This window comes from Exiguobacterium marinum DSM 16307 (genome assembly GCF_000620845.1).
Classification (GTDB): domain Bacteria; phylum Bacillota; class Bacilli; order Exiguobacteriales; family Exiguobacteriaceae; genus Exiguobacterium; species Exiguobacterium marinum.
Genome location: NZ_KK211189.1, coordinates 2,498,471 through 2,510,928 on the forward strand (window position 1 = coordinate 2,498,471; position 12,458 = coordinate 2,510,928).

The window sequence follows — 12,458 nt, forward strand, 5'->3', positions numbered from 1 at the left end:
TTATCGTTCCGTTTCGAATTGTTCTATTCGGAACAATTACTTATATAAAATAAATTACTCCTCTCGTGCTGGATTGTCAACGAAATTGAATGTGAATTTGCACATAAGAAAAGAGCGATGCCATCTAGCTGACATCGCTCGCCATGTATTCTCATTTATTTGGTCGACACGGTCACGATTTCCTGTAAATCAAGCGAATAAATCAAGGTCCGCTCGACACGAATATCCCAAATCGTTTCAATAGCCTCTCGATACAGTTGCAATTGAATTGCATAGCGATCCCGCAATCGATTATGTGCCTCTTCACGAGACTCAGATAAATGGACAACGGCATCTGATTTATAGTCCAAAAGGACGTAAGAGGTCCCATCAAAATACAGACAGTCGATAATCCCTTGAATCAATACATGTTCATCCGTGAACTGTCCATTCGGATTGACTCGCTCGGCCGGTACCGTGTAGGTGAATGGCAACTCTCGCCATGCGGTTCCCCGCTCGATTGCACCGGCGAGCGATTGCCCGACTTCCGTTTGGAAAAATGCCTCAACATCAGGGAGTGCGAGGCGTGCCGTCTCGGCCTCGACTGGACTAAGCATCCCTTGCATCTCCCACCGATTGATTTGATCGACAATCGGTTGGCTTGGGTCCGCTAATTGGAAAATCAAGTGTAACGTCGTCCCTCGTTCGGCACCGGTCTGTTTGACTTGACGCCATTTTGGTTCTCGGTAAGGCGTATCGACCGGTCGGACCGGGTCTTCAAAGGCGGCTTGTTCAAGTTGCATCGCCCGTTTCAATTCGGTCACTGTTTGTTTCGCTGCCGTGCGCACCGCATCTTGAGAAGGGTATGCGTAGTTCAAAGCCTGATGGACGGTACGTATCGTCACTTCTTCGTTTTGAATCGGGAAATCGATTGCTTCAAATCTTTGGACATGATGCAGTTGAGCCATCATTTCTTGCAGTGTCGCAATCTCCGCAAGATCCGGTACACCAATCATGCGGTACATCCACGAGGTCGACTCATGAAATGAAGCGGGAACTGTGAAGCCGAAGGACTCGATGAAGGTCGAAGCGCTTGGCAATCGCAAGAGCGCCGGAGCAATCCAGTCCAAGTACGTTTTCGCCTCTCGTCTCGCCTCACTAGCCAACAGCTCCCCGGATTGTTCGACCTGGAGCCACTGTTGGAGATGTTTGACCGGTTCCCCTACCGTTCCGACTAGGATCAGTTTTTCTTTCGCCCGCGTCAAAGCGACGTAAAGAACACGCATCTCTTCTGCTTTCATCGTCGCGTCTAAATCTCTTCGAATCATCTCTTTCACAAATGTTTCCGACTTTGTACGCGTCACCACATCGATTGCATCCAGTGAAATCCCGTAATGCTTGTGGAAAATGACACGTTGCATCTGATCACGTTTATTGAATTGTTTTCCGAGCTGAGCGACGATCGTCACCGGGAACTCGAGACCTTTCGATTTATGGACGGTCATGATGCGAACGACGTTCTCCTCGTCCCCAAGTGACCGTGCCTCTGACAAGTCCTCACCGGTATCCTGCAGACGGTCCATCACGCGTAAGAAGCGATAAAGGCCACGATAGCCACTACGTTCATAGGAGAGGGCGCGGTCATAGAGCGCCTTCAAGTTTTCTTGCCGTCCTTTTCCTCCAGGCAATCCACCTGAAAAGTCATAAAACCCGGTATCATTGAATAACTGTTGAATCAATTCAGACAGACTATGGTTTCGCGCATAGGTGCGCCAACGGGATAGTCGGTCGAGCATCTCTCCACATTTCACCCCAAGCTCATCATCGTCATCTGCCTTTGCTTTGAGTGCCTCATAGAATGAATCGTCGGATTCGAGTCGGATTCGTGCCAACTCACCGTCATCGAAACGGAACATCGGTGAACGAAGCGCACCTGCGAGAGGGATATCTTGTAGCGGGTTGTCAATCACTTTCAAGAGGGCAAGGATCATACGGATCTCAGTCGCTTGAAAATATCCACCATCCGAATCGGTGTAAGCCGGGATGTTGTACTGTGTCAAAATATCCATCAACTGCTCGACTCGTTCTTTTTTCGAACGCACGAGAATCACGATGTCTCGATACTCACAGTTTCGAAGTTGTCCGGTCTCTTCATCCGTCACCTTGAACGGTTCTTCTCCCGATACGAGTTCTAAGATTCGGGTTGCGATCGCCCGACCTTCTACCTCTTGCTTCGATAACTCACGACTCTCCCCGTCGACCAAAATGAATTCTGGGTCCGCTGGAATCGGTTCATACTCACGTCCCGGTACAAGTTGTGCTGCCTCGTCATATGCGATTTCGCCGACCTCTTCATCCATGAGCTGAACGAACAAGTCATTAATCCCGTGGAGGACTTCTCTGCGACTACGGAAGTTTTGAGAAAGGTCGATTCGTTTCCCTGTACCCGCTTGTCTAAAGCGCGTCGCCTTATCGATGAAAAGACCCGGTTCTGCATGGCGGAATCGATAAATCGATTGTTTGATGTCGCCCACCATGAATAAGTTCCCGACTTCCTCTCGTTCATTTGCGACCAGATTGATGATTGTTTCTTGAATCTCGTTCGTATCTTGGTATTCATCAACGAGTACCTCAGCGAATCGTTCTTTATAAAGCGCAGCAACATCGGACGGTCCCCCGTCTTGTCGTAAAATGGCGAGCGCATAATGTTCCAAGTCACTGAAGTCAACGAAAGCCCGTTCACGCTTTGCTTGCTCATATGCTTGACCGAATGTACGGACGGTTCGAACGAGTGTTTCAACGAGAGGTTGTTGCATCGAGACGCTCTCTAATAAGTCCGCCCCACTGACACGCGCCTGCTCGACCACTGTCGTCAATTTTTTCTTCGCCTGGTCGTACGCTGGTTTGAGGACCTCGTGGTAAATCTGGTGCTCCTCTTTTTTTGGAACAGCCTTCATCGTTCCAAACTTCATCGCACGAGCCGCCGTCTCGAGTTCACTCCAGACAATTGTCTCCCCTTCAAGTTGTTCAAACGGAAAAATCGCCTGACGAACATTGTCCGATTGTGGTTCATAACCGGCGACCCGAAGCTCCGCTTCAAGCTTCCGAAGTTCCCGTACCGCCTTTTCGATATCTTGCCACAACATCTGACCAAATTCGATTAAAATCGCCTCTTCGTCAGGGTCATCTCCGAACGTATACATAGATACGAGATTATCTAAATAGGCGTCTGGATTTGGGAGCGTACGCGCATAGTGGTACATTCCGAGAATCAAGTCCTCGATTTCGCTATCACCGCGATCTGACGTATACGCATCGACAAGAGAAAAGAAATCGGTATCTTGTTTCCCGTACTCCTCTTCAAGCACCTCTTCTAATACGTCGTCCTGCAACAGGACGAGGTCACGTTCTTCCGCAATCTTGAACGCCGGGTCTAAGTCTAATAGATAGTAATTCTCGCGAATCACTTCTAAACAAAATGAGTGGATGGTCGTGATGAGCGCCCGGTTCAACATCTGCCGTTGCTTCCGGACGTATTCATTCGTCGGGTCTTCGCGTAACGCCTCTTCAAGCGCCTTTGCGATGCGTCGTTTCATCTCTGCAGCCGCTGCATTCGTAAACGTAACGACGAGCATCCGGTCTGCCGTGAGCTCATCCGTCTCGTCAAGCAATCGGCTAGATAACCGCTCGACAAGGACCGCGGTCTTACCAGAACCTGCCGCAGCCGAAACGAGCACATGGCTTCCCCTCGCTTCGATCGCGGCGAACTGATCATTCGTCCATTTCACGGTCATCGCCTCCTAACTCCTGGAATACTTCTTCTTTCTCGAGCTTCTTCAATTTACGAGGCTCATTCGAGAGTGCCTCGTCAAAGTGACAAACACTTTGGTACGGACATGTCTGACAGGGCCGTCGCTCTTTATACTCATACGGTTCTACATCAATTTTGCCGTCATACATCTCCTCTGCACTCGCTTTGACGACGTCAAATGCATGATCCATCAACTGTTCGAGTTGAGGCGTCGTGACAATCTTCTTCAGCGTATTGGCATCAGGTGTGCCATCTTTTTTATATTTGACTGGGATAACGATTGATTTTTTCGACGACCCCTTCGCAGAGTGGTCCATCACCTCTAAGATTTGTGGATCGTCTACGAGCAATCCTTGCATCTGATATGACTCTAATACCTTTTGACGTGTCTCTTCTTCGGAACTCGCGGGCGGTACGAGTGGTCGATGAACATGGAAATAGAGGGCGGCAGCAGGTGCTACATTCTCTTTCGTCCATGCCTCTGCCTGTTCAATCAATACCTTCAAATAGATGAGCATCTGCATCGCCAGACCGTAGTATATTTCAGCGAAATCAACTTCACGTTTACTCGACTTATAGTCGACGATTCGAACGTAAAGCTGGTCATGGATCATCGCTGTATCGACACGATCGATGCGACCGACTAGTTCACACGTTGCCCCATTTGACAATGTAAATGATACGGGTGGGAACTGACCGCTCCCGAATGCAAGTTCAAACGCTTGTGGGTCAAAGCCATCTCGTTTCGACTGTTCAATCAACACTTCTGCCGTCTTACTGACGACGTCTGTCAATTTTTTCTTCAAATACGCGTATCGGTTCGAACTCATTAAAATGGCGTGCTGAATCTCAGGTGTCACGAGTTCCACCGCCTGCTCGGCTAGGTTCATACACTCATCTGGTGAGACATCCCGCCACTGTTTTCCATCCATTTTCACCGTCTGCGACATATGTTCGATCGTCCGGTGATAGAGGTTTCCGATATCCGGTGCTTCGAGTCGATACAATCGTCGCTCTTTCAAACGTAACCCATAACTCGCGAAATGTTTGAACGGACAAGCTTGGAATGTCTCCAGTCGCGAAACACTCGCTCGAATCGATGGCGTGTACAATGATTGTGCGACGTGGTCGTCTAGCGATTTTGGTATATTTTGATAGAACAAGGCGCTCGTCAAAAGTTGCAAGCGTTCACGTCCATCCGGGTGCTTCAACAGCTCGTTATAGACGCCAAACCACATATCTTGAATCGGATAATGACGACTTAAACGCTGAAGCTCCAGTGCCGTGACGGCTGCCGTCTGATTCACGTTCGTCAAGAAAGCGAATTGGTCCTGTGGCCGATGTTCTCCAGCTTCAGCGAAATGTGTCTTAATGACGTTTTGTTGCAGACGCGTTTTCAAATCTGCTATGAAGCGGGCCGGTTGAACGGCCTTACCCGTTCTGTCAACTAGAGCATAGCTAATATAGAGACGTTCACTTGGTACCGTCACCGCTTTATATAAGTAATACGTTTCATCATCGAATAAGTGCTCCGTCGCCTTCCCGGCACGTAGTCCATTCTCATGCATGAAATCTAAGTCATGGTCGGTCAACAGCTTGGACTGTGTCGTGACGAGAGGGATTTGATCTTCATTCGCTCCGAGTAGGAACACAACTTTTTTATCAATCAATCGCCCACGAACATAGTCCGTCACAGTCAATTGGTCAAGCGAAGGTGGGATGAGAGCATAGCGGAGACTATCCAGACCTGTATCCATCATTTGAAGAAACAGGTCTGTAGACAACGTTTCTTCTGGAGCTGCTGCTTCTAACTGCTCAAGTAAATGTAACACCGCGTCCCAAACTTGAGTATGTTCACGTGCCTCGATTAATTGTGCTTCTTCAATCGCCTCATCGCGCCAATGGGTCAGACAGTCCGATACGCCGACACGTTCTAAAAAGGCAAACATGGCGTGCGTATAAGCTTGCATTGTCTTCGCTTGCTTTAATTCTGAAAGCAATGGATCAAATGTATCGATGACTCGTGCTCGGTAACGGTTCAAGTCTGCCTCGACGTCTAGCTCTTCGCTCGTGAGTCGTGCCTCTTCGCCCATACGACGACGCAATTGCCATTCGTCATGCCAGTGATAGTGCTTGATTCCTCGCTCAATCACGAACGCTTCGAGACGATCGACGGACGTACGGCGATGTGTCGGGTCAAGGACGACGAGTTCCGTCTTCAGCGCCCGAAAGACGGGTTCCTCCCGATAGCCGCGTAAAGCAATGTCGATTGCCGCCTTTAACAGCTCGACGAGAGGATGGTCAAGCATCGGTTGCCGTTCATCAAGGAAGTACGGCAGCCCCATCTTTTGTAACGCTTGTGCTGCCAAATCTCCGTATTCCTCGAGAGAACGTGAGACAAGAGCGATGTCTCGGTAACGATATCCTTCTTCACGAGTGAGTCGAATGACTTCCCGAACGGCCGCCTCCACCTCGACGGTCCGGTCGACTGCGGCATGTAGATCAATCCGATTCTCTGAACCAGTGTAAGGTTCTGCAGTCAATTGATCGAATGTGGCCTCCAGATAACGGAGACTCGGATGCGTGTAACGATAGACGGTATCATACAGCTCGTCTCGAGAAGGGATCTGTCGTTCTGTCAACAGTTCTTTGAAACGCATGAGCGTCCGTTGTGTCGGGCCAAACAATGGATCGAGACGATACATCGAAACAGGATCAAGTGTAAGCAACACATCGACATTCACTTTTTCCGCAAGTGCGACAAGAACTGCCAATTCCTGCTCCGAAAATTCATTGAACCCGTCCACATAGACACGTACACCCGTCAAATCCGTTTCCGGCAGGATCTGCAACATGACGTTGAAATAATCTTCCGCATGGAGTGCCTTGCCTTCCGTCATCTTTAAAAATCCTTCGTAAATGATGGAAAGGTCCTGTAACTTCAAAGCACGGTGCTGCGCCTGTTCACTTAACCGCAACAAGTGCTCCGGTTCCACAAGCCCACGCTTCAACATGGAAATCAATTGATTCAATTCTTCGTAAAAGCCGAACTGATTCATCGTACGCCGGAACAAGGTCAATCGTTCCTCGCTCATCTCGACGACCCTCCGCAACAACAAATGAGTTCCGGTTTGATCTAAAAATTGATCTGTCGCGACGCCGGCATCCCGCATCATCAAGAAAGCGAGACGACGCATCGAAAGAACTTGAATACGAGTCGAACCACGAAGATCGTCTACCATTGCCATCTTCTTTTCCATTTCAAACGACATTTGATCCGGCACGATCATATAAATCGTCGGTCCGCTCGGGTTTTGCTTCAGTTCCTGAATGACCTCATCGATCATCTGCTCACTTTTTCCCGTTCCCGATCGACCAACGTGAAAGGTTACTGTCATTTTAGCGAACACTCCTTCCCTTTTTTCTTCATTATGAACCATCTCTCCTCATTTGTAGAGGGAAACCTCCCTTGAACCTTAGTCAAAAAAGTCATAACCTTCATCATTCCCATTTTTGTCCGAAATCGATTAGACTGAACGTATGAGGGGGAATATCTGTGAGTGCTTATGAACAATTTGGAGGCGAACGCGGTGTTCAACAACTTGTCGACGCGTTTTATGACCTCGTCTATGCCGACCCGATTTTACTGCCGCTCTTTCCTGAAGACAAAGACCGGGTCAAACAACATCAATTTGAATTTTTAACACAGCTGCTCGGTGGTCCAAAATTATATTCAGAACGCCGTGGCGGTGGGAATTTAGCTATGATTCATCATGAACATCCGATTTCTGAGACGCACGCCGGTCATTGGCTTGGTTGCATGGAGCAAGCACTCAAGACCGTAGATGCCCCGGAATCGATCAAGCGCCAGCTGTTTCAACGATTGATCATGTCATCTTCGAATGTTGTTCGAGTTTGCTCGCATCATTTTGAGTAGTCACAACTATAAAAAGTGGGTATGATAGGAAAGTAAGTAAAGGAGGTCGTTTCATATGACAGAAGAAGAAAAAAAAGAAGTCGTTTCATCTGAAGAAGAGGAAACGGAAGAAAAAGAAGAAACGGTAGTCCTCGCCGATGCACTTGAAGGAGCAGCCGAAGCAGCAGATGCTGAAGAGGATGAGGACGATGATGAGAAACAGCCGGAAGAGAAGAACATGGACCACATCAAAGGCGTCTTCAACTACGACCACGAAAATGGCCGTGAATATCGTGTCGTCTTTTACAATGATCGCAAAAACTTAGTGTTCCGTGAACTTGGAAACGGCAAAGTTGAATTTGTCGGCCGCTTCTCGGACGATGCATACGATGAAGAGAACGAAGAAGAAATGCGTGAACTCGGGCAACGTGAACTCGAGCGCATCCTCGCTGAACGCTTTAAATAAAAAAATCGCCGAATTTTCGGCGATTTTTTTATTTCTTCTTATTTCGTTTCTTTTTACGAAGCGCATAAGCGACACCGGCGATTCCACCGACGACCGCGAGTCCAGCAACGACCGGAACGAGTACACGTTTCGTAGGAATCATCTCTTTCACACGTTCGTATGGCGTCGGTGTGGAGAACTCTAACTGTACGGCAGTGTCTCCGTGTCCGTTCGCTCGAGCGTTACGAGACGCATCCGTCACGACCACGCGTCCCGTCGTCCAACGCCGATTGCCGTATTCGTCCACGTACGGACGACGTACTCGCTTTACATCGCGTACCATCTTTCCACGTGCACGATCGGGTCTAACGACACGCTCACTTGACCATGAGCGGCTCCCAGTCACACTGTACGCTGGTCGTACTTTGCGGCGATTGAGCCAAGTATATGAATCGTTCATCTTCAATTCCCTCCCATACTGTTCAAAACCTCTCTTCTAATTATACCCATACAACATCGCACAAAACATGTGACAAATGGTTCAAAAAAAGATGTGACACCATACGGCATCACATCTTCAAGCTAAATCATTCTGTAAATGGTTTGTCCTTATGACGACGTTTCGCCAAAATCAGGTAATAAGCCGGGACAAGCACCAAGGTTAACACAGTCGAGAATAGAATCCCTGACACGATTCCGATCGCAAGCGGTTTGAAGAGCGGATCGTCACCTAATGCGACAGGTAAAAGGGCGACGACTGCGGTGAGCGCTGTCAAGAGAATCGGACGAATCCGAGCACGTCCTGCTTCGTATACAGCGGTCGTGACCGGTAAGCCTTCACGAATACGCTGTTCGATAAACTCGAACAAGACGACCGCGTTTCGTACAACGATTCCCGCAAGTGATACCATCCCCATCGATGCCATGAAACTGAATGGCGTCTGTGTCACGAACAATCCGACGACCGCTCCAGCAATCGCGAGATAGATGGTGAACAAGACGAGTAATGGTAGTGAGAGTGAGTTGAACTGGAATGCGATAATCAAGTAAATCAAGAACAGGACGACAACAAACAATGTCGCAAGCTCTAAGAAGAACTCATTTTGCGTATCACTCGCTCCGGTCTGGTCAAATGTGATTCCTTCATCGTCTAACCCAGACTTCGCATCTTCCAACACTTGCTCGACATCTTGCTTGAACGCATCCTCGTCCATACCCTCACTCGCATAAATTTGGAGTGTGACCGAACGTTCCCCGTTCTCGCGAGGAATCTGTTGAATTTGTTCCGTTGTCGTCTCCGTCACAAACGTGCTGAGTGGAGCAACGGGTGGACCTGCTTCTGTTTCAACAGGAACTAAAATCTCGTCAAGGGCGAGTGCTTCGCGGTTCGCCTCAGCATCGATGACGATTTTCACGTCACGTTGTTCCACCCCGTCATCGAATGTACCAATCGGAACCCCGTCTGTGACGAGACGAATTTGGTCACTGATTGTTTTGGCCGTCACGCCGGCCTGTGCCATTTCCTCACGATTCAATTCGTATGTGAGTGTTTGGAACGGTTCTTTAATATTATCGAGGACAATCGCCCCATCAATTTCTTCCAAGTCGGCCTTCACTTGGTCACGTGCAGCCACGAGCTGATCAATCGTTTCACTTCGCATCGTGAATTCGACAGGTGCCGACGCAGGAGGTCCTTGCTGTTGCGTGTCTAAGAAGATTTCGGCATCAGGATATTCTTCACGCAACTCGTTCGTATATTGATCAATCAATTCGATAGCATCGATTGAATCATTATCGACACGTACGATGACTTGTCCTGAGTTTTCACCGGATTGATCGAGTCCGCCCGTGAATAGACCAGGAAGTCCACCTCCCGCAAAGATGGATGTCTCGACGACACCTTCCTCCTCTTGGAACCTCGCTTCGATTTCTTCAAGACGTGCTTCTGTTTCTTCTAAAGTCGTTTGTACCGGGAACGTCACACTCGTCACGACTTCTGGACGGTTTGCGGCCGGGAAGAACTCGAACGGCGTGAGTAAAATCAATCCATATAAAGCTGTCGTAATGACAAATCCTACAATCCCAAACGTCCATGGACGTTTCGCTACACTCGGTAAGAGGCGGTCGGCATAGAAATTACTGAGTCGGTTGAGCGGTCCACCGAGCCAACCCGGTTCACGTTTCGACACTTTCACTTCTTTACGGTTCAAGCGATACTGTGCAATCGGCACGAGCGTCAAACTGATGACCATCGATGCTAGAACAGAGAGCGCAAGGACAGTCGGTAAGGCACGAATGAAGTTTCCGTTCGCTCCAGACAGCAAAGTGAGCGGGAGGAATGCGAAAACAACTGCAAGTGTTGACGTGACAATCGAGCCCCATACTTCTTTCGTTCCACGGACCGCCCCGACCATCGCAGAATCTCCGCTTCGATATCTCCTTAAAATATTGTCGTTGACGACAATCGCATCATCGACCAAGATCCCCAAGGCGATGATTGCCCCGATAATCGAGATTTGGTTTAAATCAACCCCAGTAAACTGTAATGGAATCAAGGCGATTAAAAATGACAACGGAATTGCCAGACTGACGATAATTGAGCCAGAGAACGTGAGACCAATCGTCGTCACGGCAATGACGGCGATGATGGCGATAATGAATTCACGTGTCAATGAAGAGAAGATTGCATCGACCGCTTTCGCCTGCTCATAATATGGAACGAGATCAAACCCGTCTAAATCACCGAGTCCATCCTCGACCACATCGTTGACACGATCTTGCATCGTCGGAATATCCAACCCTGATTCAATCGGAACTGTAATCGAAACAGCCGGCTTTCCGTCTACAGAAACGAGATCGGTTACACCTTCTGCTGTCTCTTCGACCGTTCCGACATCTTCTAGTAAGACCGCTTCTCCGTTGAATGACCCAACGATCACTTGCTCCATGTCGTCTACATTCGTCAAGTTGTCAATCGCTAGTTGGTAGATGCCTTCATCGGTCGATTGACGACCGAGCGGTGTCGTTTTGTATTCTTCGTTGATGGCCGTCAAGACATCCGGGAAGGCAAGCTGACGTGAACTCAGCTCTTCAGAGTCGAGTGACACAACGTATTCCTGCTCTGGTAACCCCTTGATGGTGACTCCTGTCACGCCATCTGTTCGAAGAAGTTTCGATTCTAATTGTTCGATGTCTGATCGTACATCCTCGAATGATGAACGATCATCTGCTGTCAATAAGTACGATGCGACCGGCAACTGACCGAGCGAGTCATTGACCGTTGGTGCGAGCGCGTTCTCAGGAAGTTTAGGTGTCGCATCCGACAAGGCTTGTCGGACGTTCGCCTGAAACTCTGCTTGGTCGGTCCCGTCCGCATATTCGACCGTGATGTTTGAGAACTCTGAAGCCGAGATCGACGTCACATTCTCTACACCCTCTAGACTACGCAGTTCTTCCTCTAATACACCGGTAACATTTCGTTCAACTGCTTCTGCTGTTGCACCAGGATATGGCGTTTGAACGAGCACGATATTGATTCCCGTTTCTGGAATCTCTCGCTTAGGCAGCTGGAAGAACGTCAGCACACCTACAACGATTGCGACGAGAAGAAACACGATGACTAGTTTCCCTCGCTCAATCATTTTTTCAAAAAACATAAAAACCCCTCGCTTTCGGAAGATGTGCAAATACACATATGATATCTCTTCTTCATCATAGAGGGGTTCTTCATTGAATTCAATCCTTAAGCGTGCTGCAATGTGCTGTCATGGAAACGTTTTTGAAACGCGTACGATAATTCGATTGACCGTTGTTTCTGTCTCGACACCGTATGGTCGGAAACTTGAACTTTAACCGACTCGCCCGTCAGAAATTGAATGAGCGTCTGTTTTCCGTCTTTCTTGATGGCCGTCACGTGCTGAAAATTGATCCATGCACAATCTGGACTTTCCTTTGCAATCGTCGGAAAGAAAACCGCGTCCGCGTGCCAATCCATCACGACAGGTGTCTTTCGATGCGGGCCGAGCACATGTCGAGCTGCTTCAATCCGACCTTGAATGCTCGATCCGTAGTACAAACACGCATGTTCAAGATTGTCGATTGGTGACCCTTTCACTCGCATCACACCTTCAGGTTGATACACAAGTGTCTCCGCTTCTCCAAACTCGTTAAATACAGGAATTAAAGCTCTCGTTTCATTGGTCAATCTACTCATCTTTTCATCCCCCATAACGTATGTAATGACTTACATGTCATTCATACCAGGATTTTGTCCGTCCCGCAAATCGGCTTTCGTCTATTTCCCATGA

Annotated in this window: 7 protein-coding genes; 2 read left to right on the forward strand and 5 right to left on the reverse strand. The window is 48.5% G+C overall.

The genetic code is table 11. The features are described 5' to 3' along the window. Window positions 1-155 precede the first annotated feature (155 nt). Together addA and addB are read right to left on the reverse strand one after the other, a co-directional pair. Window positions 156-3,773, reverse strand: a complete 3,618-nt coding sequence (gene addA / locus P400_RS0113165; protein ID WP_026826649.1) for a helicase-exonuclease AddAB subunit AddA — start codon at window positions 3,771-3,773, stop codon at window positions 156-158. Further along, a complete protein-coding gene (gene addB, locus P400_RS0113170) occupies window positions 3,751-7,188 on the reverse strand; it encodes a helicase-exonuclease AddAB subunit AddB (RefSeq protein ID WP_026826650.1) in 3,438 nt (1,145 codons plus the stop codon). The genes addA and addB overlap by 23 nt, the downstream gene beginning before the upstream one ends. A 158-nt stretch (window positions 7,189-7,346) precedes the next feature. On the opposite strand from addB, the gene P400_RS0113175 reads away from it, so the two are divergent. Further along, window positions 7,347-7,727 (forward strand): truncated hemoglobin, encoded by a 381-nt coding sequence (locus P400_RS0113175; RefSeq protein WP_051545992.1) that lies wholly within the window; start codon window positions 7,347-7,349, stop codon window positions 7,725-7,727. A 55-nt stretch (window positions 7,728-7,782) separates the two neighbouring features. Next, on the forward strand, window positions 7,783-8,172 hold the full coding sequence (locus P400_RS0113180) for a hypothetical protein (RefSeq protein WP_026826652.1): 390 nt from the start codon (window positions 7,783-7,785) through the stop codon (window positions 8,170-8,172). A gap of 28 nt (window positions 8,173-8,200) precedes the next feature. On the opposite strand, the gene P400_RS0113185 is transcribed toward P400_RS0113180, so the two are convergent. The 3 genes from P400_RS0113185 to P400_RS0113195 all read right to left on the reverse strand — a co-directional run bounded on the left by P400_RS0113185 (window position 8,201) and on the right by P400_RS0113195 (window position 12,364). Beyond that, window positions 8,201-8,611, reverse strand: a complete 411-nt coding sequence (locus tag P400_RS0113185) for a hypothetical protein (protein WP_026826653.1) — start codon at window positions 8,609-8,611, stop codon at window positions 8,201-8,203. Window positions 8,612-8,738: 127 nt separating this feature from the next. Continuing rightward, a complete protein-coding gene (locus P400_RS0113190) occupies window positions 8,739-11,807 on the reverse strand; it encodes an efflux RND transporter permease subunit (protein ID WP_026826654.1) in 3,069 nt (1,022 codons plus the stop codon). Window positions 11,808-11,893: 86 nt separating this feature from the next. Beyond that, complete coding sequence (locus tag P400_RS0113195) at window positions 11,894-12,364, reverse strand: competence protein ComK (protein ID WP_026826655.1); 471 nt, start codon at window positions 12,362-12,364, stop codon at window positions 11,894-11,896. Between the last annotated feature and the right edge of the window lie 94 nt (window positions 12,365-12,458).

Bases quoted from the DNA above. Each gene is read 5' to 3' on its own strand.
- P400_RS0113195 (WP_026826655.1), bottom strand. From the start codon at position 12,364: ATGAGTAGATTGACCAATGAAACGAGAGCTTTAATTCCTGTATTTAAC.
- P400_RS0113190 (WP_026826654.1), bottom strand. From the start codon at position 11,807: ATGTTTTTTGAAAAAATGATTGAGCGAGGGAAACTAGTCATCGTGTTT.
- P400_RS0113185 (WP_026826653.1), bottom strand. From the start codon at position 8,611: ATGAACGATTCATATACTTGGCTCAATCGCCGCAAAGTACGACCAGCG.
- addB (WP_026826650.1), bottom strand. From the start codon at position 7,188: ATGACAGTAACCTTTCACGTTGGTCGATCGGGAACGGGAAAAAGTGAG.
- addA (WP_026826649.1), bottom strand. From the start codon at position 3,773: ATGACCGTGAAATGGACGAATGATCAGTTCGCCGCGATCGAAGCGAGG.
- P400_RS0113180 (WP_026826652.1), top strand. From the start codon at position 7,783: ATGACAGAAGAAGAAAAAAAAGAAGTCGTTTCATCTGAAGAAGAGGAA.